21 protein-coding genes and 1 pseudogene are annotated in these 25,873 nt (G+C 71.8%); 13 read left to right on the forward strand and 9 right to left on the reverse strand.

The features are described 5' to 3' along the window. Nucleotides 1-971: 971 nt before the first annotated feature. On the reverse strand, nucleotides 972-1,091 hold the full coding sequence (locus tag OHA72_RS13555) for a DUF1707 domain-containing protein (RefSeq protein WP_327008175.1): 120 nt from the start codon (nucleotides 1,089-1,091) through the stop codon (nucleotides 972-974). Nucleotides 1,092-1,154: 63 nt separating this feature from the next. Further along, the gene (gene ybaK / locus OHA72_RS13560) at nucleotides 1,155-1,634 is read right to left on the reverse strand and encodes a Cys-tRNA(Pro) deacylase (protein WP_327008176.1); all 480 of its coding nucleotides are present in this window, start codon (nucleotides 1,632-1,634) and stop codon (nucleotides 1,155-1,157) included. A gap of 17 nt (nucleotides 1,635-1,651) precedes the next feature. Between ybaK and OHA72_RS13565 the strand changes: the two genes are divergently transcribed. Continuing rightward, on the forward strand, nucleotides 1,652-2,398 hold the full coding sequence (locus tag OHA72_RS13565; RefSeq protein ID WP_327008177.1) for a hypothetical protein: 747 nt from the start codon (nucleotides 1,652-1,654) through the stop codon (nucleotides 2,396-2,398). On the opposite strand, the gene OHA72_RS13570 is transcribed toward OHA72_RS13565, so the two are convergent. Together OHA72_RS13570 and OHA72_RS13575 are read right to left on the reverse strand one after the other, a co-directional pair. Then, nucleotides 2,392-3,552 carry a class I SAM-dependent methyltransferase gene (locus tag OHA72_RS13570; protein WP_327008178.1) on the reverse strand — a complete coding sequence of 387 codons (1,161 nt, stop codon included), beginning with the start codon at nucleotides 3,550-3,552 and terminating at the stop codon, nucleotides 2,392-2,394. The genes OHA72_RS13565 and OHA72_RS13570 overlap by 7 nt on opposite strands. A 3-nt stretch (nucleotides 3,553-3,555) precedes the next feature. Next, nucleotides 3,556-4,323 carry a hypothetical protein gene (locus OHA72_RS13575; RefSeq protein WP_327008179.1) on the reverse strand — a complete coding sequence of 256 codons (768 nt, stop codon included), beginning with the start codon at nucleotides 4,321-4,323 and terminating at the stop codon, nucleotides 3,556-3,558. Between the two features lie 230 nt (nucleotides 4,324-4,553). On the opposite strand from OHA72_RS13575, the gene groES reads away from it, so the two are divergent. From groES to OHA72_RS13590, 3 genes are all read left to right on the forward strand, one after another. Next, a complete protein-coding gene (gene groES, locus OHA72_RS13580) occupies nucleotides 4,554-4,868 on the forward strand; it encodes a co-chaperone GroES (RefSeq protein WP_203845131.1) in 315 nt (104 codons plus the stop codon). Between the two features lie 92 nt (nucleotides 4,869-4,960). Then, nucleotides 4,961-6,601 carry a chaperonin GroEL gene (gene groL, locus OHA72_RS13585; RefSeq protein ID WP_327008180.1) on the forward strand — a complete coding sequence of 547 codons (1,641 nt, stop codon included), beginning with the start codon at nucleotides 4,961-4,963 and terminating at the stop codon, nucleotides 6,599-6,601. Nucleotides 6,602-6,780: 179 nt separating this feature from the next. Then, on the forward strand, nucleotides 6,781-8,202 hold the full coding sequence (locus OHA72_RS13590; RefSeq protein ID WP_442788717.1) for a molybdopterin-dependent oxidoreductase: 1,422 nt from the start codon (nucleotides 6,781-6,783) through the stop codon (nucleotides 8,200-8,202). 242 nt (nucleotides 8,203-8,444) lie between these two features. Here OHA72_RS13590 and OHA72_RS13595 read toward each other — a convergent pair. Then, a pseudogene (locus OHA72_RS13595) lies at nucleotides 8,445-8,810 on the reverse strand (WhiB family transcriptional regulator); the annotation flags it as partial. 180 nt (nucleotides 8,811-8,990) lie between these two features. Between OHA72_RS13595 and OHA72_RS13600 the strand changes: the two are divergent. Then, nucleotides 8,991-9,749: a helix-turn-helix transcriptional regulator gene (locus OHA72_RS13600; protein WP_327008182.1), complete on the forward strand. Its 759-nt coding sequence runs from the start codon at nucleotides 8,991-8,993 to the stop codon at nucleotides 9,747-9,749. A 63-nt stretch (nucleotides 9,750-9,812) separates the two neighbouring features. Here the strand turns inward: OHA72_RS13600 and OHA72_RS13605 are convergent, their stop codons facing one another. Continuing rightward, nucleotides 9,813-10,205 carry a DUF5319 domain-containing protein gene (locus OHA72_RS13605; RefSeq protein WP_327008183.1) on the reverse strand — a complete coding sequence of 131 codons (393 nt, stop codon included), beginning with the start codon at nucleotides 10,203-10,205 and terminating at the stop codon, nucleotides 9,813-9,815. 166 nt (nucleotides 10,206-10,371) lie between these two features. Here OHA72_RS13605 and guaB point away from each other — a divergent pair, with 166 nt between their 5' ends. From guaB to OHA72_RS13620, 3 genes are all read left to right on the forward strand, one after another. After that, on the forward strand, nucleotides 10,372-11,892 hold the full coding sequence (gene guaB, locus OHA72_RS13610) for an IMP dehydrogenase (RefSeq protein ID WP_327008184.1): 1,521 nt from the start codon (nucleotides 10,372-10,374) through the stop codon (nucleotides 11,890-11,892). A 43-nt stretch (nucleotides 11,893-11,935) separates the two neighbouring features. Beyond that, nucleotides 11,936-13,054, forward strand: coding sequence for a GuaB3 family IMP dehydrogenase-related protein (locus tag OHA72_RS13615; protein WP_327008185.1), 1,119 nt, complete (start codon nucleotides 11,936-11,938; stop codon nucleotides 13,052-13,054). 629 nt (nucleotides 13,055-13,683) lie between these two features. After that, nucleotides 13,684-14,070: a hypothetical protein gene (locus tag OHA72_RS13620; RefSeq protein ID WP_327008186.1), complete on the forward strand. Its 387-nt coding sequence runs from the start codon at nucleotides 13,684-13,686 to the stop codon at nucleotides 14,068-14,070. 235 nt (nucleotides 14,071-14,305) lie between these two features. On the opposite strand, the gene OHA72_RS13625 is transcribed toward OHA72_RS13620, so the two are convergent. Both OHA72_RS13625 and OHA72_RS13630 read right to left on the reverse strand, forming a co-directional pair. Next, nucleotides 14,306-14,725, reverse strand: a complete 420-nt coding sequence (locus OHA72_RS13625) for a roadblock/LC7 domain-containing protein (protein WP_033357615.1) — start codon at nucleotides 14,723-14,725, stop codon at nucleotides 14,306-14,308. Then, on the reverse strand, nucleotides 14,722-17,826 hold the full coding sequence (locus tag OHA72_RS13630) for a sensor histidine kinase (RefSeq protein WP_327008187.1): 3,105 nt from the start codon (nucleotides 17,824-17,826) through the stop codon (nucleotides 14,722-14,724). The genes OHA72_RS13625 and OHA72_RS13630 overlap by 4 nt, the downstream gene beginning before the upstream one ends. 332 nt (nucleotides 17,827-18,158) lie before the next feature. On the opposite strand from OHA72_RS13630, the gene OHA72_RS13635 reads away from it, so the two are divergent. After that, nucleotides 18,159-19,424 (forward strand): ABC transporter substrate-binding protein, encoded by a 1,266-nt coding sequence (locus OHA72_RS13635; protein WP_327008188.1) that lies wholly within the window; start codon nucleotides 18,159-18,161, stop codon nucleotides 19,422-19,424. Here the strand turns inward: OHA72_RS13635 and OHA72_RS13640 are convergent. Then, nucleotides 19,414-20,676, reverse strand: coding sequence for a M48 family metalloprotease (locus OHA72_RS13640; RefSeq protein WP_327008189.1), 1,263 nt, complete (start codon nucleotides 20,674-20,676; stop codon nucleotides 19,414-19,416). The two genes, OHA72_RS13635 and OHA72_RS13640, sit on opposite strands and share 11 nt — an antisense overlap. Nucleotides 20,677-20,789: 113 nt before the next feature. Here OHA72_RS13640 and OHA72_RS13645 point away from each other — a divergent pair, with 113 nt between their 5' ends. The 4 genes from OHA72_RS13645 to OHA72_RS64640 all read left to right on the forward strand — a co-directional run bounded on the left by OHA72_RS13645 (nucleotide 20,790) and on the right by OHA72_RS64640 (nucleotide 25,813). Next, on the forward strand, nucleotides 20,790-22,472 hold the full coding sequence (locus tag OHA72_RS13645) for an FAD-dependent oxidoreductase (protein WP_327008190.1): 1,683 nt from the start codon (nucleotides 20,790-20,792) through the stop codon (nucleotides 22,470-22,472). A gap of 39 nt (nucleotides 22,473-22,511) precedes the next feature. After that, a complete protein-coding gene (gene guaA, locus OHA72_RS13650; protein ID WP_327008191.1) occupies nucleotides 22,512-24,065 on the forward strand; it encodes a glutamine-hydrolyzing GMP synthase in 1,554 nt (517 codons plus the stop codon). Between the two features lie 61 nt (nucleotides 24,066-24,126). Next, the gene (locus OHA72_RS13655; protein WP_327008192.1) at nucleotides 24,127-25,062 is read left to right on the forward strand and encodes an NUDIX domain-containing protein; all 936 of its coding nucleotides are present in this window, start codon (nucleotides 24,127-24,129) and stop codon (nucleotides 25,060-25,062) included. Nucleotides 25,063-25,084: 22 nt separating this feature from the next. Next, a complete protein-coding gene (locus OHA72_RS64640; protein WP_442788576.1) occupies nucleotides 25,085-25,813 on the forward strand; it encodes an NUDIX hydrolase in 729 nt (242 codons plus the stop codon). Nucleotides 25,814-25,873: the final 60 nt, after the last annotated feature.

The raw sequence follows: 25,873 nt of genomic DNA on the forward strand, positions 1-25,873 counted from the left end.
CTCGTTCGGTCGCGTTCGGGAACGGGCGCGCGGACCGACGACGGCGGCGCTGGGCCGACCAAGGCCGCGAAGCAGCGCGAGACCGGGCGGCTCAACAGCGCAAGGTCAGGGCCGCGAAGCAGCGCGAGACCGGGTGTGATCTGCCGTTGGCGTGACGCCGGCCACTGCGGGCGGTGTGGGCATCCGCAGTGGACGGTCGGCCGAATCTCGGAGTCGTGGCGTGTGCGGGTGGGCCGAATCGGGTCGTCGTGCGGGGAGCGCCCCGCGGCCGCCGGGCGCGTGTGCGGGTGGGCCGAATTCCCGGAATCGTCGCGTCGGAGAGTGGGCCGAATCTCAGGGTCGTCCTGCGGGGAGCGCCCCGTGGTTGCGCGCGAGGAGCGCCCCGCGTGCGCGCGGAGCAGGGTCGTGTGCGCAGCAGGTCGCGCGGGACAGGCCGCGTGCGAGCAGGTCGCGCGGAGCAGGTCGTGTGCGGAGCAGGTTGCGCGGGACAGGCCGCGTGCGGAGCAGGTTGCGCCGGGAATGGTTGCGTACGGCGCGGGCCGTGCCGGGATTGGGTCGCTTGTGGTGCGGCCCCCGCGGTTGCGTGCGGTGCGATGCGGTACGGCCCCGCATGCGGGTCGGGTGCGGTGCGGCGCGCGTGCGTTCGCGTCCGGTGCGGTGGGCGCCCGCGTTCGCGTGCCGTGTAGGTCGTGTGCGGTGCGGCTCCGTGTGCGGTGCGGCTCCGTGTGCGGTGCGGCTCCGTGTGCGGTGCGGCTCCGTGTGCGGTGCGGCTCCGTGTGCGGTGCGGCTCCGTGTGCGGTGCGGCCCCGTGTGCGGTGCGGCCCCGTGTGCGGTGCGGCCCCGTGTGCGGTGCGGCTCCGCGTGCGGTGCGGCTCCGCGTGCGGTGCGGCTCCGCGTGCGGTGCGGGTCGCGTGCAGAGCGGACTGCACGGTTGCTTGCGGAACGGGGCGATCAGGCAGCAGAACGACCGGTCAGTGGAACGCGGCGTAGACGAGGCCGAGCAGGATGGCTGCGACCAGGGCGTCGAGGGTCTTTGCGGCGAGGACGGTGTCGCAGCGGTCGGCGAACTCGTCCAAGGAGAGGCGGCCCACCTGGGGTGTGGTGCTGCAGCGCTTCGATGACGCGCTGGCGGTCGTCGTCGGAGGCGCGCATGGTCACCGGGCCGCGATCTCGGCGAGGACGGCGCCGGTGACCTGGACCAGGTCGTCGGGGGCGAGCTCGATCTGCAGGCCGCGCCGGCCGCCTGAGACGTACATCGTGGACAGTCCGGAAGCCGACGCGTCGATCACGATGGGCAGGCGGGAGCGCTGGCCGACCGGGGAGATGCCGCCCGTCACGTAGCCGGTGGCGCGTTCGGCGGCGGCGGGCTCGGCCATCGCGGCCCGTTTGCCGCCGACGGCGGCGGCCAGGGCCTTGAGGTCCAGGGACGTGGATACGGGCACGACACCGACCGTGAGCTGGCCGTCGATGGTGGTGACGAGGGTCTTGAAGAGGCGGGAGGGCTCGACGCCGAGGGCCGCCGCGGCCGCCTCGCCGTAGGAGGCGGCCCGGGGGTCGACCTCATAGGTGTGTGGGGTGAACGCGATCTTCTGCCGCGCCAACAGTGCGGTCGCCGGGGTGCCCTTGCTCGCCACTGGCCCACAATAGCGAGATGCAGATCGGTGCCGTCCAGATGTACCTGGGCTACGGGCACATCTTCCTGGGCGCCACCAGCGGCCGTGACATGTCCGTGTTCGACGGTGACGGGCCGATCACAGCGACCGACCGGCACGTGCGGGTCGCGGCGCGGCCGCAGGTCGGGCTGGTCAGGGTCCGGTTGTGGCAGGGGGCCGGGCCACGGGTCGGCCGGCTGGTGTTCGACGGGGTGCTGGACCTGCCCGACGCGCGGTTCTGTGTGGAGGAGGCGACGGGGCTGTCGCGGTTCGTGACGAAGGTGAGCTCGGTGGAGCCGAGGGTGCTGGTCGCCGTCGACGACCCGGGGCACGCGTCGCGGATCGACGTGGTGCTGGAGCCGGAGTTCGTGCCGCGCAGCGCGCAGGTGTGGACGTCGGGCGAGCCGCCGTTTCCGAAGCTGACGGTCGCGCCGACGGCGCCGCGGCACCGGGCCGACGTGTTCGCCGACGCGCTCAACGGGCACGACTTCCCGCGGCGGCGGCTGGCGGCGGCGTTGACGGTGATGGGAGAGGAGCGGCGGGTCCGGGGTTCGGAGCAGATCGTCGCGTTCTTCATCAACGACATCGTCGAGTGGCTGCGCTGGCTGCACGAGCGCATCACGTGGGACATGTGCCGCGAATCGGGGCGGATGCTGACGGAGCAGCTGGGGCGCCGGCCGCCGGAGGACTTGGCCGACGACGTGCTCATCGACCTGCAGCGCCGCCTGGGCCAGCAGCTCTACTGACCCCGGACGAGGGGGACGGGCCGGAGCAGGAGCACGGCCGGTGCGCCGGCGACCCGGGTCAGCGCGATCACCGCGGCCCGGCTGCCGGACAGGCGCAGCGACCGGCGCAGCTCCTCCACGTCCAGCGCCGAGCCGCGTTTCAGGATCGTCAGCGAGCCGACGTCCAGGGCGCGCAGCGCCGTCCGCAGCCGCTTCAACGCGACCGGCAGCTGGTCGAGGACCTCGTAGCAGCGCCCGAACGGGGTCGGCGCGGGCGCGGCGGTGTACACGTACGCGATGGTGGGATCGGCGAGCGTGCCGTCGACCGTCGCCGCGAACTCGGCGACGAGATGCGACCGGATCACCGCACCGTCCGGGTCATACACGAAATTTCCGACAGGTCCGACGGGGGCCGCCGCCACGCCGCTGCCGGTCAGCGACACCACCTCCGCGCCCTGGAACAGCGTTGCCCGACGCGGAGCGGCCGCCAGGGGGCCGCACCATGCCGCGGCCTCCACCACGTCACCGTCGACGGAGACCCACTCTCCCTCGGCGCCGGGCGGCAGCAGCGCGTGGTCGATCCCAGGAGCGAGTTTCAACACCGTCATCGGTACGCGGGAAGCCAGCCCGACGACAAAGTCCCACGGCGGCGAGTAGGCACGGGGGTCGAACACCCGGCGCCCACCGGAGGTGCGCCGGGCAGGGTCGCAGAACACCGCGTCGAAGCCGTCCAGCGGCAGTGCTGTGGCGTCGCGGGCCTCCACCTGTACACCTGAGGCCAAACCCAACGCGAGCACGTTCGCCGACGCGGTCGCTGCCGTCTCGGGTGAGGCGTCGACCGCGTGCACGCGCAGGCCCGCCCGGGCGAATGCGATGGTGTCCGCGCCGATCCCGCAGCCCAGGTCGGCGACCCGGGTCGCACCGGCGGCCGCGAGCCGGGCCGCCCGCCGCGCCGCGACCGGACCACGGGTGGCCTGCTCGAGACCCGCGCGGGTGAAGTGCATCACGGCCGCGTCGGCGCCGAACTTGGTGACCGCCTTGCGCCGCAGCGCCACCTGGGTGAGCGCGGCGGCGGCGAGGTCCGGCGGGAAGCCGGCCGCCCGCAGCGCCGACGCGGCCGCCAAGGGGTCACCGTCGGGCAGTGCCGCGGCGGCTTCGAGCGCCTGTTCGAGCATGCGTTATGAGATCCCTAGGATGCCGCCGGCCTTGCCGAGACTCTTCTTGACCTTGAAGGTATAGCTGTCGCCGGCGTTCGACGAGCCGTGCACCAGCCAGTAGTCGCCCTTGTCCTCCTTGGGCTGGCTCTCGGTCCAGTTCGGCGGGGCCTTCTTGCCGCCGTAGGAACTGGCGATCGAGTGGCTGGAGTAGGAGGCCATGCGCTGGGTATTGCCGTTGTACCAGGCGTTGATGAAGTTGTTCACGTAACTTCCGGGGTCCGACGGGTACTCGGTCTTCTCGATCACGACGTCGGTGACGGCCTGCGGCTTGCCCAGGTTGTGCTCGTCGATCGTGACCTGGAGCTGGTCACCGTGGTCGTTGCGCAGGATGCAGTCGGAGCCGTCCTTCTTGACGTACTTCCAGTTGCTGTCGGCGCCCTTCTCGATGTACTGGAAGTTGGACACGGCGCCGCTGCCGGCGAGCTGCTTGATCCGGCCGGAGTCGTTCTTGGCCCAGGCGGAGACGACGGCCTGGCAGTAGCCCTTGGCGTCACCCGGGTAGGCGGGGGCGGCGCTCTTGTCCGTGCCGGCGCTCTGACTGCCGCCGCTGCCGCCGGTGGGCGTGGCACCGCCGCCGCTGCCGCCGGGGCCCTCGCCGAACGCGGCGGAGTCCGACGGGCCGGTGCTGGACCCGGCCGCGACCGTGCCACCGTCGTCCTTCTTGCCGCAGGCAGTGAGGGAACCCACGGTCAGGACGGTGACGATCAGCGTGCCGAGCAGCCTCTTCATACCGCCGAGCGTAGATCTCCCACGGTGTCCCCGCCCGTGTGCGTCGCGTAGCCGACGACGGGTGATTTCGTGGCGTGTTTGGCACTCTCCTTGACGGAGTGCTAGCCAGCGACATAACCTCCGATTAGCACTCTCGTGTCGAGGGTGCCAGCCAACCGGCTGGAGCCGGCACCCGCGACGACGGCTTCACCGGGCACTCGATAGCGTAAGATTCAATACCCCAGGAGGGTATGCCCGTGACTACCGCGACGAAGGTTGCGATCAAGCCGCTCGAGGACCGCATTCTGGTCCAGGCCAACGAGGCTGAGACGACCACCGCCTCGGGCATCGTCATCCCGGACACCGCCAAGGAGAAGCCCCAGGAGGGCACCGTCCAGGCAGTGGGCCCCGGTCGTATCGACGACAAGGGCAACCGGGTCCCGATCGACGTCAAGGTCGGCGACACCGTCATCTACTCGAAGTACGGCGGCACCGAGGTCAAGTGGGGCGGCCAGGAGTACCTCGTGCTCTCCGCCCGTGACGTCCTCGCGGTCATCGAGAAGTGACCCAGACCAAGTAGAGCAGTGGCCACCGCCCCGGACCCGTGCGCGCAGCGCTGGCGGCCGGGGCGGTGTCGCTTTGAAGGGACATCACACGCATGGCGAAGATCCTGAGCTTCTCCGACGAGGCGCGCCACCTGCTGGAGCACGGCGTCAACCGCCTGGCCGACACGGTCAAGGTCACGCTCGGCCCGCGGGGACGCAACGTCGTCCTGGACAAGAAGTTCGGTGCCCCGACCATCACCAACGACGGTGTGACGATCGCGAAAGAGATCGAGCTCACCAACCCTTATGAGAACCTCGGCGCCCAGCTGGTCAAAGAGGTCGCCACCAAGACCAACGACGTCGCCGGTGACGGCACCACCACCGCCACGGTGCTGGCCCAGGCGCTGGTCCGTGAGGGTCTGCGCAACGTGACCGCCGGCACCAACCCGGCGGGCATCAAGCGCGGCATCGACCTGGCGACGGCCGCCGTCGTCAAGGCGCTCAAGGACAAGGCGACCCCGGTCGCCAGCCACACCGAGATCGCTCAGGTCGCCACCATCTCCGCGCAGGACGCCACCATCGGCGACCTGATCGCCTCGGCGATGGAGCGGGTCGGCCGCGACGGCGTCATCACGGTCGAGGAGGGCTCCACCCTCACGACCGAGCTCGAAGTCACCGAGGGCATGCAGTTCGACAAGGGCTACATCTCCCCGCACTTCGTGACCGACGCGGAGTCGCAGGAGGCGGTGCTCGAGGACACCTACGTCCTCGTCACCACCCAGAAGATCGCCGCCATCGAGGAGCTGCTGCCGCTGCTGGAGCAGATCGTCAAGGACAACAAGCCACTGCTGATCATCGCCGAGGACGTCGAGGGCCAGGCCCTGTCGACCCTCGTGGTCAACGCCATCCGCAAGACCTTCAAGGTCGTCGCGGTCAAGGCGCCCGGCTTCGGCGACCGGCGCAAGGCCATGCTCCAGGACATCTCGATCCTCACCGGCGCCGAGCTCGTCGCCCCCGAGCTGGGCTACAAGCTCGAGTCGGTCGGCACCGAGGTCCTCGGCAAGGCCCGGCGCATCGTCGTGGGCAAGGAGCTCACCACGATCGTCGACGGCGGCGGCGAGCAGAGCGAGGTCGCAGCGCGGGTCGAGCAGCTCCGCAAGGAGATCGAGGCCTCCGACTCCGACTGGGACAAGGAGAAGCTCAACGAGCGGGTCGCCAAGCTCGCCGGTGGGGTCGCGGTCATCAAGGCCGGCGCCGCCACCGAGGTTGAGATGAAGGAGCGCAAGCACCGCATCGAGGACGCGATCTCCGCGACCAAGGCCGCGGTCCAGGAGGGCATCGTCCCCGGCGGCGGCGCCGCCCTGGCCCAGGTGCTCCCGGTCCTCGACGGCGACCTCGGCCTGACCGGCGACGAGAAGGTCGGTGTCTCGATCGTGCGCAAGGCGCTCGTCGAGCCGCTGCGCTGGATCGCGCAGAACGCGGGCTTCGACGGCTACGTCGTCGTCGGCAAGGTCACCGGGCTCGACTTCGGCCACGGTCTCGACGCCGCCACCGGCGAATACGTCGATCTGGTCAAGTCCGGCATCGTCGACCCGGTGAAGGTGACGCACAGCGCGGTCTCCAACGCCGCGTCGATCGCCGGTCTGCTGCTCACGACCGAGAGCCTGGTCGTGGAGAAGCCGGCCGCCCCGGAGCCCGCCGCAGCAGGCGGTCACGGCCACGGGCACGGCCACTCGCACGGCCCCGGTTTCTAGATGACTGTCGGGGCCCCTCCAAGCGACGGAGGGGCCCCGACAGTTATTAGGGATCGATTACCGCCCTTGGTGGGCGTTGATCCACGGCGCAGACTGGAGCCGTGCATCCTCGTAGGAACGCCGCGCTCGCCGGGCTGGCCGCCGCAGGGGTGGCGCTCGGCGTCGCCGAGGTCGTCGCGATCCTGACCGGCGCGAGCACCTCCCCGCTCGTGTCCGTCGGCGGGGTTGTGATCGACGCGGTGCCCGCGTCCGTCAAGAACTTCGCCGTCGAGGTCTTCTACACCTACGACAAGATCGCGCTGCAGGTCGGCACGCTGCTGATCCTCGCCGTCTTCGCCGCCGTCGTCGGTGTTCTCGCTGCCCGCCGGATGGTGTACGGGTACGCCGGGATCGGGATCTTCGCACTCGTCGGCGCGGTGGCCGCGCTCACCCGCCACGACGCGCCCTGGTATGCGTTCGTGCCCACCCTCACGGGGGCCGTCGCCGGCGCCGCCGTCCTGCACTGGCTGCTCACGCGTCCGCCGGTCGAGACGTACGACGAACGCCGCTTCTTCCTCCGCGCGGCCGGCGGGACCCTCGCCGCCGCGTTCGTCGTGGGGCTGACCGCCCGTTGGTGGGCGACCCGCCGCGGCGTCGAGGCGGACCGGGCCGCCGTGCAGATCCCTCCGGTGCCCGACACCGCCACGCCGCTGCCGCCGGAGGCCGACGCGGGCCTGCCCGACCTGGCGCCGTTCGTCACCCCGAACAAGAACTTCTACCTCATCGACACCACCCTGGTCGTGCCGCAGGTGTCGCCGGAGGACTGGACCCTGCGCATCCACGGCCGGGTCGAGCGACCGCTCACCCTCACCTTCGAGGAGCTGCTCAAGCGTCCGATGATCGAGCGGTACGTGACGCTGGCCTGTGTCTCCAACGAGGTCGGCGGCGGCCTGATCGGCAACGCCAAATGGCAGGGCGTGCGCATCGCCGACCTGCTCGACGAGGTCCGTCCCAAGGCCGGCGCCGACCAGGTGGTCAGCAGGTCCGTCGACGGGTGGACGGCCGGCACCCCGACCGCGGTGCTGCGTGACGGCAGGGACGCGATGCTCGCCATCGCAATGAACGGCGAGCCGCTGCCCATCGCGCACGGTTTCCCGGTCCGCATGGTGGTGCCGGGTCTCTATGGGTACGTGTCGGCCACGAAATGGCTCGCCGAGCTGGAGCTGACGTCGTTCGCCGATTTCGACGCGTACTGGATCAATCGCGGCTGGGCACGGGAAGGCCCGATCAAGACCCAGTCGCGGATCGACACCCCGCGCGACGGCAGCAACCCGGCCGCGGGGCAGGTCATGATCGCCGGGGTCGCCTGGGCGCAGCACCGCGGCATCTCCAAGGTCGAGGTCCGCGTCGACGACGGCCCCTGGCAGCAGGCGAAACTCGCCGCCGTGCCGTCGATCGACACGTGGCGGCAGTGGACGCTGCAGTGGACCGCGACCCCCGGCAAGCACCGGCTGACGGTGCGGGCCACCGACAACGGCGGCGACACCCAGACCGACGCCGTGGCGCCACCGGATCCGGACGGCGCCACCGGATGGCACTCGGTGGAGGTCGAGGTGCGCTGACCCGGCCGGTCCTCCGGCGTGGGCCTTCTTGCGTGGGGTCTCCGGCGTGTGTGCCTTCTTGCGTGGGCTCTCCGGCGTGCCCGGTTTTCCTGCGTGGGCAACACGGCGGGCCCGGCCGATGGCCGGGCCCGATGCGCGTGGTGCGGTGGGTGTTACCTGGCGGCGGGGCGGGCGCGGTCGGCGCCGGCGCGGCGGCGCTGGGCCGGCACGTTCGGCGCGGGATGGGTCCGGACCGTGCGCAGCGGCACCAGCGGCGGCGAGGGACGCAGCCCAAGCTTCGCCTCCAGGCGCGACACGTCGACCGTCGTGCGACCCCGGTCGGCGCAGTCCTCCCAGCCGACGGCCAGCAGCCGCAGGCGCTCGCCCTCGCTGAAACCGCCCCAGACGCCGTACGGCTCACGGGTCGTGAGGGCCTGCGCGGCGCACTGCGCCCGGACCGGGCACGCGCGGCACACGTTCTTCGCCGCGGCCTCACGCCGGCCGCGCGACGCGCCGCGCTCACCGTCCGGGTGGAAGAACTGTGCGCTGTCGCGGCCGCGACACAGACCGAGCCGCTGCCAGTCCCACACGTCCGCGATCGGGCCGGGCAGTCGAGTCACATTCGTCATTCGCCCCTCCTTCCTAGCTTGCGGACTGGAATTCGCGCGTTGCACAAACCCTGTACAACGCGCGAGACCGCCGCAGGTAACGGGATGTCGTCGATCAATTTCTCGCAGGCCAATCGCGGCGAAACCACGTCTAGATCTCGCCATTTCGTGTTTCTCTCTTTGAGAGAGAGGAGCACGACGGTGCGTACGATTTTGGTGTGTGTGCGAACACAGGTCGCGGCACAGACGGTCGCTGCAGCCGCGGCCAGGCTCGGGGTGGCACACGCGGTGCGGACCGCCGTCACGATGGTCGAGGCCCTGGCCCGGCTCAGTGAGCAGCCCGCGGACCTGGTGCTGGCCGACCCGACCTTGGCCCGGCCGGACAGTGCTGAGTTCTCCCGCCGTGTCCTGGCGGTGTCGCCCGGCTCGACGGTGGTCTTCTTCGGCACGGAGGAGCCGCGCGCGGCGGCCGCGGCGATCGCGGCCGGCGCCAGGGCGGTCATCCGGGTCGACACGGCGGACCCGGTGACGACCCTTGCCAAGGCGGTGCTGCTGGTGCTGAGCCAGGTCGGCCGCGGCAGCGGCGACCCGGTGCTGCCCGCGCGGGTCGGCACGCTGAGCCAACCGGCCGGCGGGGTGCTCCCGGCGGGCCGGGGACTGCCCGGCGCCGCGAGGACCGCGGTCGGGATGCCCGGCGCGCGGGTCGTGGGTGCCGGCGTGCCGCAGCAGCGCGGCGACGTGCCCGGCGAACCACCGCGGCGGCGCGTCGAGCTGACCGAGCGTGAGCTGCAGGTGCTGCGTGGCATGGCCGACGGCAAGAGCAACGCCGAGATCGGCCGGGAGCTCTTCGTCTCCGAGGACACGGTCAAGACGCACGCTCGCCGGTTGTTCCGGAAACTGGGAGCGCGTGACCGTGCACATGCCGTCGCTGCGGCCTTCCGTGCCGGTCTGGTGAGTTAGCGCTCCGAGCCATGCCGCGTCGGTACCCCACCCGCGGCAAACCTAAACGAGGGCGCCTCCGGCTCAGCCTTCGTTGTCGTCCGTCGCACTCGCGAGTGCGTCATGGACTCCGTCAGCGTAACCCCGCGCGTACTCCCATGTGACGTAATGGTCAGGGTCCGGATCGAACGCCGGCTCGTGCACCCGCGGCCGGCCCGACGTGAGCAGGTGCTTCAGGTTTCCCCGTAGCAGGTCCCAGTCGAAGTAATGCGGCTCGTGGCAGTCCTCGCACTCGATGACGAGCCCACGGACGCCGATCGCCGTGAGCAGCGCCTGGTAGATCTCGAGGTCGGCAAGGTCCTCGAGAACGTCCTGGCGCTCGGCGGCGGTCAACGGGTCGTCGGCACCACTGTCGTCGAGCTCGGCCGAAGGATCGGCCGGGTCACCGGCGAAGGGGTCGATGGGCTCTTCGTGCACGCCTCAACGGTAGCCCCAATAGCCGCGTGCGTGGGGCTCGGTATGCAGAGCGGTGGTCAGGGCGGAGTTAGCCACGGCACGTCCGGCTATGGCGGAGGGGTGCGCCGCCAGGGCGGAAGTACGATGAGACGCACCCGCCGGACGACCGAGAGCTGGGATGCGCTTCATGGATTTCTCGCCGCGACCTGACGTGATGTCACGCCCTTCCGGCAGCTCCGGGCTGCCGTTGGGCCTGACCTTCGACGACGTGCTGCTGCTGCCAGGTGAGTCCGACGTCGTGCCGAGCGCCGTCGACACCTCCAGCCACGTCACCCGGAACATCACCCTGCGGATCCCGTTGATCTCCAGCGCGATGGACACGGTGACCGAGGCCCGGATGGCGATCGCCATGGCACGGCAGGGCGGCATCGGCACGCTGCACCGCAACCTGTCGATCGAGGACCAGGCGCAGCAGGTCGACCTGGTGAAGCGGTCCGAGGCCGGGATGGTCACCAACCCGATCACCTGCTCGCCCGATGACACCCTCGGCGAGGTCGACAAGCTCTGCGGGCGGTATCGCATCTCCGGCGTCCCGGTCGTCGACGCCGCCGGCCAGCTCGTGGGCATCGTCACCAACCGGGACATGCGGTTCGTCTCCGATCCGTCCACCCCTGTCCGCGACATCATGACCGTCACCCCGCTCTACACCGCGCTCGTCGGGGTCAGCAAGGACGAGGCCCGCGCGCTGCTGCGCAAGCACAAGGTCGAGAAGCTGCCGATCGTCGACAACGCCGGCAAGCTCCGTGGCCTGATCACCGTCAAGGACTTCTCCAAGAGCGAGAAGTTCCCGCACGCCACGAAGGACGACGCCGGCCGGCTGCGGGTCGCCGCCGCGGTGGGCGTCGGCGACGACTCCTACAAGCGCGCCCGCACCCTCATCGACGCCGGGCTCGACATCGTCATGGTCGACACCGCGCACGGGCACAACCGGCAGGTCGTCGAGATGGTCGCCCGGCTCAAGAAGGAGACCACGGTCGACGTCGTCGGCGGCAACGTGGCGACCTACGCCGGCGCGAGGGCCCTCGCCGAGGCGGGCGCCGACGCGGTCAAGGTCGGCGTCGGCCCCGGCTCCATCTGCACGACCCGCGTCGTCGCCGGCGTCGGCGTGCCGCAGATCACCGCCATCATGGAGGCGTCGAGGGCCTGTGCACCGCTCGGCGTGCCCGTCATCGGCGACGGCGGCATGCAGTATTCCGGCGACATCGCCAAGGCGATCGTGGCCGGCGCCGACACCGTCATGCTCGGCAGCCTCCTCGCCGGCTGCGAGGAGAGCCCCGGCGACCTGATCTTCATCAACGGCAAGCAGTTCAAGTCCTACCGCGGGATGGGCTCGCTCGGCGCCATGCAGTCCCGTGGCCAGGCCAGGTCGTACTCCAAGGACCGCTACTTCCAGGACGACGTGCTGTCCGACGACAAGCTGGTGCCCGAAGGCATCGAGGGCCAGGTCCCCTTCCGCGGCCCCCTCGCCGCGGTGGCCCACCAGCTCGTCGGCGGTCTGCGCTCCGGCATGGGCTTCGTCGGTGCCGCCACCGTCCCCGACATGCACGAGCGGGGCCAGCTCATCCGGATCACCGCGGCCGGGCTCAAGGAGAGCCACCCGCACGACATCCAGATGACCGTCGAGGCACCCAACTACCACTCGCGGTAGACACCCCCAGCAGCCCCAACACAAGCAATGGCAGGAGCGGCAAATGCGTGACGTGGTCGAGATCGGGCTGAGCAAGAGCGCCCGGCGTGGCTACCACCTGGACGACATCGCGATCGTTCCGACACGGCGCACCCGTGACGTCGACGACGTGTCGACCAACTGGCAGCTTGACGCGTACCCGTTCAAGATCCCGTGCGTGGCACACCCCTCCGACGCCACCATGAGCCCCGCGACCGCGGTCGAGCTCGGCCGCCTCGGCGGGCTCGGCGTGCTCAACGTCGAGGGTCTCTGGACCCGCTACGCGGACCCCAGCAAGATCCTTGAGGAGCTGTCCGACCTCGACGACGACGCGCACGCCACCAGGCGCCTCCAGGAGGTGTACGCCGAGCCGATCAAGCCGGAGCTCATCGGCGAGCGGGTCAAGGAGATCCGCGACGGCGGCGTCACCGTCGCCGTCCGCGTCTCGCCGCAGCACACCCTCGCCCTGGCCCCGGTCATCCTCGACGCGGGCGTCGACCTGCTGGTCATCCAGGGCACCCTCGTCTCCGCCGAGCACGTGTCGACGACCGACGAGCCGCTCAACCTCAAGGAGTTCATCGCCGACCTGGACCTGCCGGTCATCGTCGGCGGCTGCACCAACTACCAGACCGCGCTGCACCTGATGCGCACCGGCGCCGCCGGTGTCATCGTCGGCATCGGTGCCGACGAGTGGTCGACGACCGACCGGGTCCTCGGCATCCGCGTCCCGATGGCCACCGCCATCGCCGACGCCGCCGACGCCCGCCGCGACTACCTCGACGAGACCGGCGGCCGCTACGTCCACATCATCGCCGACGGCAACCTCCAGACCTCCGGCGACATCGCCAAGGCCCTCGGCTGCGGCGCCGACGCCGTCATGGTCGGCGAGCCGCTGTCCCGCAGCGACTCCGCCCCGGCTGGCGGCGCCTGGTGGCACTCGGCCGCCAGCCACCCGAAGCTGCCCCGCGGCTCGTTCGGCTCCGCGGAGGAGTCCCTCGGCACCCTCGACAAGGTCCTCTACGGCCCGTCCGAGGACCCCGACGGCGTGCTCAACCTCTTCGGCGGCCTCCGCCGCGCGATGGCCAAGTGCGGCTACCGCGACCTGAAGGAGTTCCAGAAGGTCGGCCTGCTGCTCGACCGCTGACCCAACCCCGCACCGTCGCCGACGGCCCGGACCGCTCCCCGGCCCGGGCCGTCCGCCGTCTCCAGCCGCTTCGCCGTCCCGGGCCGACCGAAGCCGCCCCGTGGCGCCACGGGTTGTTGGCCGTCCTGGGCGGTTGGCCGTTCCGGGCTGGTCGCGGTCGTGATCGAAGCCGCGCCGTGGCCGTTCCGGCTGTTCGCCGTTCGCCATTCCGGGCCGGCCGCCGTCATGGCCGAAGTCGTCTCGCGGCCGAAGTCGCCTCATGTCCGAAGTCGCCTCGTGGCAGTTCCGGACCGTTGGCCGTCCCCGGCTGTCCCCCGCCGTCCCCGGCCGGCCCCCGCCGTCCCCGGCCGGCCCCCGCCGTCCCCGGCCGGCCCCCGCCGTCCCCGGCCGGCCCCCGCCGTCCCCGGCCGGCCCCCGCCGCCCCCGGCCGTCCCACCCGTTCGCGGTTCTGAGCCGTTGCCCGTTCCGGCCGTTTCGCCGTTTCTGGGCGAGTTGCCGGCTCCGGGCGAGTTGCCGGTTCCGGGCGGTCACTGTCGTGATCGAAGTCGCCCCGTGGCCGCCCGGGTCGTTCGCCGTTCTGGCCGCTCGCTGTTTCCAGCCGCTTTGCCGGTCTTGGGCGGGGCACCGTCGTGATCGAAGTCGCGCCGTGGCTGCCCTCGGGCGGCAGTGATCCGCTGTTTGACCATGCGTGGCTTGATCGAAGTCGTTCCGTGGTCGTCGGAGCAGCCATGGGACGACTTCGATCTGTGAAGGGTTGTGTCAATCGGTGGTTCCGGCGGGATGGCGTCTCCGAATCGCGGGAAGTCGTGGCCATCGATGACTGGACCGGTGAGTACCGCCCTCCAGGCGGCGATCTTTCGCCCCGCCGCTTGATCGAAGGACGCCTGTGGTCGTCGGGGTGGCCACTGCTGTCCTTTGATCACGCCCGCAAGATCGTCCGCCGGCCCGGACCGCGGCCGAAGGCAGAACACTGCCGGGCGCGGGCCGCCACCCGCCACCTCGCCGCTGCGCCGTGATCAACGCCGCGGGCAGGCGTCCGGGCGGTCAGCCCGCGACTTCGATCGAGAGGGCACTGCGGGGGCGGACCTGGCGGCGGTCCGAGTGGCGGGATCAGGCGCCCGTAATCGCACGCTCGGTGCGAAACGGGCGCCCGGGTCGCCGCTGGGTTGTGGACGGCGTGATCGGAGTCGGGTGCTGGTCGCCGGGGCGACCGCGGGGCGGCTTCGATCACGCCGACGGTGTGGGGCAGGGTCAGCGGGGGAGGGCCTGCTGGAGCTCGGCGCGCAGCGCGGGGGTCAGCATCTCGCCGGCCTGCTTGGCGAGGCGGGCCATCTCGTAGCCGACGACGCCGATGTCGGCCTCGCGGCCGGCGAGCGTGGCGAGGATCGAGCCGTCGCGGATCGTCATGACCAGGAAGAAGCCCTGGCCCATCTCGACCACGGTCTGCTTGACCTCGTCGCCGTCGAAGATGCGGGCGGCGCCGCTGGTGACACTCACCAGGCCCGACGTCACGGCGGCCAGCTGGTCGGCGCTGTCGCGGGGCAGATGGTCCGAAACCGCGACCAGCAGGCCGTCGGAGGACACCACCACCGCGTGCGCGATGCCCGGCACCCGTTCGGTGAAGGCGTTGATCAACCAGCTCAGGTCCCGTGCTTGTTGGCTCAGGGTCACGCCGTGCTCCCTCGATGATCGTTGATCGGCACCGTGGGTACCTCGTCTTCATTCGCGGCCCGGTGCACGCCACTGTAGAACCGGGTGAGCATGCTGCTGACGCTCGCGGGGTCCGGCTCTGTGTGCGACGCGACCATGATCGGTTGCGTCACGTCGGGCATGGACGTCTGCCCGGTGTCACCCGGCAACTGTGCCAGAGGTACCCGGATCGGCAGGCCGCTGGCGCTCGTGCCCGCGGTCACCGGGGCGCGCTGGGCCGGGATGGTCGGTGTGGTCGACGCCGGTGCGTCGCCCGCGGCGGCCTTCGACCACCAGCGGGTGCCCTTGGCCGGCGGTGCGGCGTTGCCGCGTGCGGCCGCGCCGATGATGTCCTCGGCCCGGCTGGGTCCACGCCGCGTCGGCGCCCCAGCCGGCCCGCCGTTCGCCGACCGTTGCGACGGCGGCCCGGAGGCAGGCGATGGGGGCGAGGCGGGCGAGGCGGCGGTGCCCCCGGGAACCCCGGAGACCGGCACACCCGAAACCGGCGCCCCGGAAACGGGCACCCCACCCACGGGAACGCCGGAACCGGGCACACCAGCGCCAGGCACGCCGGAAACGGGCACGCCGGAAACGGGCACGCCGGAAACGGGAGCTGCCGGCACGCCGGAACCGGGCCCACCCGGAACGCGCACCCCGGAACCACCGTTGCCGGACGCACCGGGAACACCAGAAACGGGCGCGCCACGCATCGGCCCGCCGGAGACCGGCATGCCGGACACCGGTACACCGGAGACCGGCACACCGGAAACGGGCGCTCCGGACACGGGGCCACCCGACACCGGCACCCCGGACACGGGCACGCCGGGGACCGGGACACCCGGCGCGGCGCCAGGCACGGCGCCACCGGCGGCGGAGGTGCCGGGGGCGGAGGCGCCGTTGGACGGGACCCGCTGGCCAGGCATCACGTCCGCACCGGCAGGAGCCGCCGACGACGAGGCCACCGGCCAGGTGGTCAGCGCGACCGGCACCGAGGGCAGCGGCGGCGCGGCGACCGCCGGCACGTCCTCGTCCGCGGCGCCGCTGGGCCGTCCGGGCAGCGCCGGCAGGACCGCCGTGGGCGCGTCCTCGGCGGAGATGACCGCGGGTCCCGGGCGGGCGTCGGCCTCGGCGGTGATGGGCAGGCGCGACATGCCGGCGATGCGGTTGCCGCTGCCGTGGTACAGCCCGGCGCCCTCGGGCGGGGCGGCCAGGAGGCGGGCCGGCAGGGTCACGTACGCCGTGACGCCCTCGTCGGTGGCGTCGAGCCGGACCTGGACGCCGTGCCGCGCGGCGAGGTGGCCGACGACGACAAGGCCCATCCGCTCCGACGCGGCGACGTCGATGGCGATCGGGGCGGAGACGCGGTCGTTGGCGTCGACGAGACCGGACTCGGTCATGCCGAGGCCGCGGTCCTCGATGACGATCGTGGCTTCCTTGGTCTGCTTCGCGGGCCAGCCGGAGACGGCGACGACCGTGTCCGGCGGGGAGAACGTCGTGGCGTTCTCCAGCAGCTCCGCGAGCAGGTGGACGATGTCGGAGACGGCGTGCCCGACGACGAAGATGTCGGTCGCGACGTCGTGGCGGATGCGGGCGTACTGCTCGATCTCCGCCATCGCCGCGAGGGCGACAGCGGACAGCGAGACGGGCTGCGCCCACCGCCGGGTCGCCTCGCTGCCGGCCAGGACGAGGAGGTTCTCGTCGTTTCGCCGCATGCGGGTGGCGAGGTGGTCGAGGCGGAACAGGTTGGCCAGCTGGTCGGGGTCGGTTTCGGCGGACTCCAGCTGGTCGAGCAGCTGCAGCTGGCGCTCGACGAGGGTCTGCGAGCGGCGGGCCAGGTTGACGAACATCGAGTTGACGTTGCGCCGCATGACGGCCTGCTCGACGGCGAGGCTGACCGCGCTGCGGTGCACGGCGGTGAACGCGTCGGCGACCTCACCGATCTCGTCGGTGGAGCGGACCCTGGTGGTGGTGTCGACAGTGACCGTCTCGCCCCGGGGCAGGGTCCGCAGCCGCTGGATGGCCTCCGGGAGGCGGTGCTGCGCCACGTCGAGGGCCTGGGCCCGCAGCTGCCGCAGCGAGCGCGCCATCGACCGGCCGATGAGCCAGGACAGCAGCAGCGCGACGAGCATGACGAGGACGATCACCGAGGTGGCCAGGATGGCCTCGGTGCGCTGCGAGGCGCTGCGGTTGGCGGCGCCCTCGATCGCGTCCTCGAGCAGCTCCTGCTCGATGGTGCGGATGTAGTCCAGCTCGCTGGTGCTGGCCAGCCACCACTCCTCGGGGGTCACGCCGACGGCGGCGCCCCGGGCGCGGGAGATGACCTGCTGCTGGAGCCGGGTGACGGTGCCGACGGAGGTCTGGCGCAGGTTGCGGTCGTAGAGGGCGAGGTGCCGCGGGCTGGCGGAGCCGCGGAACCGCTCGACGGCGGCGACCTGCCGCGCCTGGATCTCCGAGAACGTCTCGAAGTCGTCGGGGGCGAACTTGCCCGCGCTCGCGGCCGCGAAGATCCGCCCACGCAGCTGGTCCTTGAGCTCCTTGGCCTGAGCGAGGTCCATCAGTGAGGAGACCTCGGTGACCGACTGGGAGTCGCCGCCGATGTCGGGGCGGTCGGGGACCAGCTCGAACAGGTGCTGAATGGTGGAGGAGTACTGGTCGAAGACCGCCTCCTCGCGCAGCCAGCGCTTCTTCACGCCGTCGCGGACCAGGTACAGGTCGGCGAAGTCGGCGCTGACCCGGTTCTGCGACTGGTTGAAGATCGGGTTGGCGAGCAGCGGGCGCGCGGCCTTGGAGAAGGCGGCGAGGGCCGCGTCGGTCGCGGCGTAGTTGGCCGACAGCTCCTGATTGCTCGAAGTCGATCCGGGCGGTGCCTGCACGGTGGTCGACTTGGCGAGAACTCCAGCCGTTCGGTCCCTTTCCAGCTGCAGATAGTGGATCAGATTGGTCAGTTGGCGGCCGACCTTGACCCCTTGGGCGAACTGGTCGAGCTTGGACGCGTCCTGCACCGAGGCATTGATCTGGACCCCGGCGATGACCAGGAAGGCCACGGCGGGCAGCACGAGGACGGCGGCGAGCTTGGTGGGCACCCGCCAGTCGCGGACACGGAACAGCGAAGCGCTGCGTCGCTGCGGCTCCCCTGGCCTGCGTCGCCGGTGGCTGTTCACCTTCATAACGACGGCGGGAGCCCTCGATGAAGGTGGCGAAGCGAAGGTCTGCACCCCTCACACCTTTCGCATGCGTCATCGCGCTGCCTGAGCAGCGTGCGAGCCTTATCAAACCAGGGTTGCGACATCTGTCCAACCACGTCATTGTGGTGCAGGTCACATTACTTGAAGCTCGACACCGGGGTTGAAACGCATCGACCAGACAGGAAGGATACGGCCGTCCCACCTGCCGCGTGACCAAGGAGTCCTCTGTCGTGCACATCCTCGGCCGCCGGCCCGCTGTGGCTGTGTTCGCCGCGGCTGTCTGCGCTACAGCGCTGCTCCTGACCGCCTGCACGAGCAGCGGCAACCCCGCGCCGAAGGTGCCCTCGACCCTTGCGATCGGCCTGCTCGTCTCCACGACCGGGCCCAACGCCGCGATCGGCCAGCAGGCGCAGCTCGGCGCGAAGCTGGCCATCGAGCTGGTCAACAACGACGTCAAGGACCTGCCGATCAACCTGCCGCTGAGCACGGGCGTCGGCCTGCGCAACGGCGCGAAGCTGACCCTGGTCGTCGGCAACACCGACAGCGCGCCGGAGAAGGTGGAGAAGGAGGCCTCGCGCCTCGTGCAGGACGGCGCCGTCGGCCTCGTCCTCGCCGACACCCTCGACGTCGCCGCGCCCGCCGGCCGGGAGACCGACACCATCGGCGTGGCGCTGGTCGACGCGTTGAGCACCGCGGACACGTTCGTCGACCTCAACCGGGCGGCGCACTTCCGCATCCAGCCCAGCGACCGGCAGATGGTCTCCACCGCGCTCGCCCTGCTGTACCGGGAGCGCGACAGCACCAGCCAGTTCAACCGGGTCATCACCGCGTCGGGCAAGGCCAGCGGCGCGACCGGCGACGAGATCGCCAGCGTGCGCACCTCGATCGAGGACCTCAGCCTCGCCGCCGGCTACGAGATCGGCGGCAAGGAGCAGATCGCCCTGAACGCCGACGGCGCCGGTGACAGCGACTTCATCGAGAAGGGTGACGCCGTCCTCGCGATCGTGACCAACGCCCAGGAGGCGGCCGCGGCCTCGGAGCTCGCCGGCCGGCTCAAGGGCAAGGCGCCGGTCATCGCGCTCGGCCCCGGCGTCGGCGCGCTGGACGCGATCAAGGGCAACAACCAGGTCCTGCGGGCCAGCGGCTGGTCCGGCGAGTTCGCCGGGCGCAACCCGATCGCGAGGATCGTCGGCGGCATGTTCGAGCAGGCGTTCCACGCGAAGATGACCGACGTCGCGGCGGCCGCCTTCACCGCGACGATGCTGCTCGCCCTGGCGATGGACTCGGTCACCGACCTGAGCCCGCCGGTGGTCCGCAACGCCGTGCAGCAGCTGTCGCTGCCGGCGACCCAGACCGTCATGCCGTGGAACGGGATCCGCTTCGACGGCAGCGGCTACAACCAGCTCGCCGCCGGCGTCATCGAGCAGCACGTCCCGAACGGGTACCAGGTGATCCACCCGATCGAACTGGCCGCGACCCCGACCCTCAGCCTGTAGACCCGCCCGCGAGGTCCGCGGCGCCGCCCGCAACGACCGCGGCGCCGCCCGCGAAGAGCCGTCGCAGCTCGTCGGGGCGCTGGTACAGCTCGTTGAGGTCGAGCACCTCACCCCCGGCCCCGACCAGGCGCCGCGCCACGAGCGGGTGCTCGCGCCGCCAGTCCTTGCGCAGCAGCGTGTACTCCACGAGCACCGACAGCAGCACCACGCCCATCCACGGCGGCGCGGCCGGTGCGGAGCCGCCGTCGCCGGAGTCGACGGGCAGGCCGCGCCGGGCCCGTTCCACGTCGACCGGCCGGCGCAGCAGCGTCCCGGCGAGTTCGTCCCGCCCGTCCGGGTCGCGGCCGAGCACCGTGCGCACCGCCTGGACGTACTCGCGGGCCTGCCGCTCGACCTCGCCGCCGTACACCTCGACGGGCAGCTCGGCGAAGCGCGTCCACTCGCCGTCGCCGCCGATGACCTCGGCCGCCAGCGCCTGCTCCTCCTCGGCGGACAGAGCGTCCAGGGCGACCGCGTCGCCGGCCAGGCCCGGCTTCGGCACCTCGTGCAGGGCCCGCAGGTCCGCGGCGAGCCCGGGATGCCGCAGCGGCACCTCGTCGAGCAGCGCCCCGCCGTCGACGACCGGCGCGCCCCACCGCTCCAGCCGCAGCCGCCACCCGGCGTGCAGGTCCGCGACCCGCACCGGTGCCGGCTCTGCGCCGTCCTCGAGGCTGACGACGTGGCGCCCCTCGGCCGCGGCGAACGCGGCGAACGCGGTCTCGATCGTGGCCGCCCGCAGCAGCGCCGCGGCCGCGTCCTCCACGCCGGACAGCCCGCCCCCGCCGGCGGCGATCGCGGCGGCGTCGCGGACCTGCTCGACGGTCACCGACAGGGGGCCGGTCGCGGCGAGGACCTTCGGGTCGGCCTCGCGGGCGGCCAGCAGCCCGCGGACCAGGTCGATGTGCTTGGTGTCCGGCAGCGCCAGCTCGTGCGCCAGGACGATGCGCAGGTGGTCGGCGGGCAGGCCCCAGACCAGCGGCAGCCCGATGCGCAGGACCCCGCCGGCGACCCGGACCGTGCCGGCCCCGGCGAGCGTGACCGCCGTCGGCGGCGGTGCGTCGGCGTACTTCGCCGCCTCGATGACCAGGGAGTGCAGGGCCGCGTGCCGCGCGGCGTTCACGGTGGCGGCACCGGGGCCGGCGTGGATCGTGCCGGCACCGCGCAGCAGCCGGCGACCACGCCAGGCGGGCAGGCCGCCGGGAAGTCTCGCCATGTGCCTCAGTCTGCCGCACCGGGGGGAGCCGGGCGGGGAGGCGCTCCGGGTCGACGCCTACCGATACCAAACTTGGTACTTCCCAGTAACTTACTCGTGAGTCACCATGAGGCGTGCGATATGACGTGGTGGTCATCGGTTCGGGCTTCGGCGGCAGCGTGACGGCGCTCCGCCTGGCCGAGAAGGGCTACTCGGTCGCGGTCCTGGAGGCCGGCCGGCGCTTCGCCGACGACGAGTTCCCCAAGACGTCGTGGGACGCCAAGCGCTTCCTGTGGGCCCCGGCCCTGCGCTGCTTCGGCGTCCAGCGGCTGACCCTGCTGCGCAACGTGCTGGTGCTGTCCGGCTCCGGCGTCGGCGGCGGGTCGCTGATCTACGCCAACACCCTCTACCGGCCGCTCGAGCAGTTCTACGACGACCCGCAGTGGCGTGGCATCGCCGACTGGCGCACCGAGCTCGCGCCGTTCTACGACCAGGCCGAACGCATGCTCGGCGTCAGCGTCTACCACCGCATGACCCGCGCGGACGTGGCGATCAAGGCGGTCGCGGAGAAGATGGGTGTCGGCGACACCTTCCACCAGACCCCCGTCGGCGTGTACTTCGGCAAGTCCGGCGTGGATCCGTACTTCGGCGGCGCGGGACCGCTGCGGCACGGCTGCGAGCACTGCGGCGCGTGCATGACCGGCTGCCGGGTGGGCGCGAAGAACACCCTGGTCAAGAACTATCTGCACCTGGCCGAGCGGCTCGGCGCAGAGGTGCACCAGTTGACGACGGTGGCGTCGGTACGACCTGAGGACGGCGGCTACCGTGTCGACACCCGGGGCACGGGTCGCCGGCGGGACCGCCGGACGTTCCACGCGGGGCAGGTCGTGTTCGCCGCGGGTGCCCTCGGCACGCAGGAGCTGCTGCTGCGGATGCGCGCCGCCGGTCACCTGCCCGGGCTGTCGGCGAAGGTCGGCACGCTCACCCGGACCAACTCCGAGTCGATCGTCGGCGCCCGCTCGCTGCGCAAGGACGTCGACTTCACCGACGGCGTGGCGATCACCAGCTCGTTCCACCCCGACGCACACACCCACATCGAGCCGGTCCGCTACGGGCCCGGCTCCAACGCCATGGGCCTGCTGCAGACCGTCCTCACCGACGGCGGCCCGTGGCGGCCACTGCGCTGGTTCGGCGCGTTCTTCCGCCACCCGATCCGGCACACCAGGGTGCTGTCCGTGCGGCGCTGGTCGCACAAGACGGTGATCGCCCTGGTCATGCAGTCGCTGGACAACTCCCTCAACGTCAGCCTGCGCCGCGGCTGGACCGGCCGGCGCAAGCTCACCACCTCGCAGGGGCACGGCGAGCCGAACCCGACCTGGATCCCGGCCGGCAACCAGGCAGTCCGGCTGCTCGCCGAGGAGATCGGCGGCATGCCGGGCGGCAGCTGGTCCGAGGTCTTCAACATCCCGATCACCGCCCACATCCTCGGCGGCGCGCCGATCGGCGACTCGCCGGAGCGCGGGGTCGTGGACGCCTACCACCGCGTGTACGGCCACCCCGGCCTGCACGTCGTCGACGGCGCGGCGGTCAGCGCCAACCTCGGCGTCAACCCGTCGCTGACGATCACGGCACAGGCGGAGCGGGCCATGTCCATGTGGCCCAACGTGGGGGAGCCGGATCCGCGCCCGCCCCTGGGATCCGCCTACTCGCCGGTCGCCCCGGTCAGGCCGGTCAACCCCGCCGTGCCGGCAGGCGCACCGGCAGCGCTGCGCGTCACCGCCGTACCACCGCCGCAAACGCTGCAACAGCAACCCTGAGACGCAGGTCACGTCGGGTCGCCGACTAGGCTCAACGGCATGACCACGCCGCCGCCGGTTCTCGTCGTCGACTTCGGTGCCCAATACGCGCAGCTGATCGCCCGCAGGGTGCGCGAGGCGCACGTCTACTCCGAGATCGTCCCGCACTCGATGCCGGTCGCGGACATGCTGGCCAAGGGTCCCGCCGCGATCATCCTGTCCGGTGGCCCCTCCTCCGTCTACGAGGAGGGCGCCCCGCAGGTCGACCCCGCGCTGTTCGGCGCCGGTGTGCCGGTCTTCGGCATCTGCTACGGCTTCCAGGCGATGGCCGTGGCGCTCGAGGGCGAGGCGAGCCACACGGGGCTGCGCGAGTTCGGCGGCACCCCACTGAGCATCGCCGAGGGCGGTGGCGTGCTCCTGCGGGGGCTGCCCGACGCCCAGTCGGTGTGGATGAGCCACGGCGACTGCGTCACCGCCGCCCCTGCCGGCTTCACGGTCACCGCGGGCTCGCCCGCCGCGCCGGTCGCCGCGTTCGAGGACGTCTCCCGGCGCCTCGCCGGCGTGCAGTTCCACCCCGAGGTCGCGCACACCCCGCACGGCCAGGAGGTGCTGCGCCGGTTCCTCTACGAGATCGCCGGCATCGAGCCCACCTGGACGTCCAACAACATCATCGAGGAGCAGGTCGAGGCGATCCAGGCTCGGGTCGGCACCAAGCGGGTGCTGTGCGCGCTGTCCGGCGGCGTGGACTCCGCCGTCGCCGCCGCGCTGGTGCACAAGGCCGTCGGCGACCAGCTGACCTGCGTCTTCGTCGACCACGGCCTGCTGCGCGCCGGCGAGGCCGAGCAGGTCGAGAAGGACTACGTCGCCGCGACCGGCATCAACCTGAAGGTCGTCGACGCCTCCGAGCGGTTCCTCGGCGCCCTCGCGGGGGTCATCGACCCCGAGCAGAAGCGCAAGATCGTCGGCCGGGAGTTCATCCGGGTCTTCGAGCAGGCCGCCCGCGACCTGGAGGCCGAGGAGCACGTCGAGTTCCTGGTGCAGGGCACCCTCTACCCGGACGTGGTCGAGTCCGGCGGTGGCACCGGCACCGCCAACATCAAGTCGCACCACAACGTCGGCGGGCTGCCGGACGACCTGCAGTTCGCGCTGGTCGAGCCGCTGCGGACGCTCTTCAAGGACGAGGTGCGCGCGATCGGCGCCGCCCTCGGCCTGCCCGAGGAGATCGTCATGCGGCACCCGTTCCCCGGCCCGGGCCTGTCGATCCGGATCATCGGCGCGGTCGACGAGGAGCGCCTCAGCATCCTGCGCGCCGCCGACCTGATCGCCCGCGAGGAGCTCACCGCCGCCGGCCTCGACCGCTCGGTCTGGCAGTTCCCGGTGGTGCTGCTCGCCGACGTGCGCAGCGTCGGCGTCCAGGGCGACGGCCGCACCTACGGTCACCCGATCGTGTTGCGCCCCGTCTCCAGCGACGACGCGATGACCGCCGACTGGTCCCGGCTGCCGCACGAGCTCATCGCGAAGATTTCCACCCGGATAACAAACGAGGTCCGGGAGGTCAACCGGGTGGTCGTGGACGTTACGTCCAAGCCTCCGGGCACCATTGAATGGGAATGAATCCCCTTTCAAGCGACTGTCGCCCTTGCCACTGGCCGGAATTGCCGGACAATTTATCTCCGTGACTCCAGCGTTACAGCCGCTCCGACGCATCGCGGCCTACTGCGTCATCGCCGACTCCGACGAGTACCTCCTGGTCCGGGCGTCGGCGAAATCCGGCACGCCCGGAGTCTGGTCGCTGCCCGGCGGCGCCGTCGACCACGGTGAGAACCCGGTCGACACCGTCGTGCGGGAGACCGCCGCCGAGACCGGCCTCTCGGTCGCGGTGGCCCACCTGCGCGACGTCATCGCCGACATGCGGGCGCTGCCCGCCCGCGGCCTCACGATCCACACCGACCGCCTCATCTACGAGGTGACGGTGCGCGGCGGCGCCCTGCGCGACCGCGTCGGCCAGCCGACCGACCTGGCCCGCTGGGCGACCCGCGAGGAGGCGGAGCAGCTGCCGCTGCGCCGGTTCACCGCCGACGCGCTCGGCCTGGTCGAGGCCGCCGTCGACCTGCGCCCCGACGGCGTGCCCGAGGTGCCGTCCTTCTACGCCGTGCCCGGCCCGGACGGGTTGCACCGCGCCCAGCGCTTCGCCGCGTACGCCGTGTGCACCGACCGGCGCAACCGCATCCTGCTGACCCGCATCTCCGACGGATACCCCGGCGGCGGCTCCTGGCACCTGCCCGGCGGCGGGACCGACTTCGGCGAGCAGCCCGGGGTCGCGCTCATCCGCGAGCTGGTCGAGGAGACCGGCCAGGAGGGCCGCATCGTCGAGCTGCTCGGCGTGGCCTCGCACCGCGACGCGGCCCAGCTCGGCCCGGAGGGCTACCCGATCGACTGGCACGGCGTCCGCGCGTTCTACCGCGTCCACGTGGCCCGCTCCAGCCGCCCCGTCATCCACGACGTCGGCGGCTCCACTGCGGACGCCCGCTGGTTCGACCCCGAGGAGCTCGACGAGCTCGCATTGACCGAGGTCACCGAGGAGGCACTGCGGGGGGTCGGCCTGCGCTGATGCGTCGGCATACGCTGATCTTATGAGCGCATCCCGGGTGATCACCGTCTACGGTCGCCGTCCAGGCGGCACCGACGACGTCGGGGGGCCGGTCCGGCACGGCGAGAGCCCCACGACCGCGATGGTCCGGCACTTCGTCGAGCAGGCCGACCTGTCCGTCGTGGTGCTGTCGGTGCTCGACGTGCACGCCGTCGTCACGCCCGAGCTGCACGAGGACCGGGTGGTCTTCGAGGTCGCCCCCGCCCCGGGCGCGGCGGTCGGGGACTTCACCGAGCGCCCGGATCCCAACGGGTTGCCGACCGGGCAGCGGTTCGCGGCGTACGGCTTCGTCACCGACCCCGACGACCGCGTCCTGCTCACCCAGATCGCCCACGGGTATCCGGGCGCGGGCAAGTGGCACCTGCCGGGTGGCGGCACCGACCCGGGGGAGCAGCCCGCCGAGGCGCTGCTGCGTGAGCTCGTCGAGGAGACCGCCCAGCAGGGTGAGATCGTCTCGCTGCTCGGTGTCACCCATCGGCGGAATCCGGGTGCGATCGGCCCTGAGGGGTATCCGATCAACTGGCACGCCGTCCGGGCTCTCTACCGCGTCCTGGTGCCCGCGCCGACGCCACCCAGAGTGACCGAGGCCGCCGGCGGGTCGACCGCCGCGGCGGCCTGGTTCGCCCGCGCCGAACTGCCCGGCCTCCAGGTCACCGAGGTCGTCCAGTGGGCCGCCTCACTCCCGCGACGGGAAAGTGATCGTCGTCGTTAAGATAAATTGTAGGTGAATTTGGGACTACGCTGAGTGGTCCGGTGTCAGCCCTGGAAGAGC

It is taken from the genome of Dactylosporangium sp. NBC_01737 (assembly GCF_035963215.1).
Lineage (GTDB): Bacteria > Actinomycetota > Actinomycetes > Mycobacteriales > Micromonosporaceae > Dactylosporangium.

Bases quoted from the DNA above. Each gene is read 5' to 3' on its own strand.
- OHA72_RS13565 (WP_327008177.1), top strand. From the start codon at position 1,652: ATGCAGATCGGTGCCGTCCAGATGTACCTGGGCTACGGGCACATCTTC.
- OHA72_RS13570 (WP_327008178.1), bottom strand. From the start codon at position 3,552: ATGCTCGAACAGGCGCTCGAAGCCGCCGCGGCACTGCCCGACGGTGAC.
- OHA72_RS13575 (WP_327008179.1), bottom strand. From the start codon at position 4,323: ATGAAGAGGCTGCTCGGCACGCTGATCGTCACCGTCCTGACCGTGGGT.
- groES (WP_203845131.1), top strand. From the start codon at position 4,554: ATGCCCGTGACTACCGCGACGAAGGTTGCGATCAAGCCGCTCGAGGAC.
- groL (WP_327008180.1), top strand. From the start codon at position 4,961: ATGGCGAAGATCCTGAGCTTCTCCGACGAGGCGCGCCACCTGCTGGAG.
- guaB (WP_327008184.1), top strand. From the start codon at position 10,372: ATGGATTTCTCGCCGCGACCTGACGTGATGTCACGCCCTTCCGGCAGC.
- OHA72_RS13615 (WP_327008185.1), top strand. From the start codon at position 11,936: ATGCGTGACGTGGTCGAGATCGGGCTGAGCAAGAGCGCCCGGCGTGGC.
- OHA72_RS13640 (WP_327008189.1), bottom strand. From the start codon at position 20,676: ATGGCGAGACTTCCCGGCGGCCTGCCCGCCTGGCGTGGTCGCCGGCTG.
- guaA (WP_327008191.1), top strand. From the start codon at position 22,512: ATGACCACGCCGCCGCCGGTTCTCGTCGTCGACTTCGGTGCCCAATAC.
- OHA72_RS64640 (WP_442788576.1), top strand. From the start codon at position 25,085: ATGAGCGCATCCCGGGTGATCACCGTCTACGGTCGCCGTCCAGGCGGC.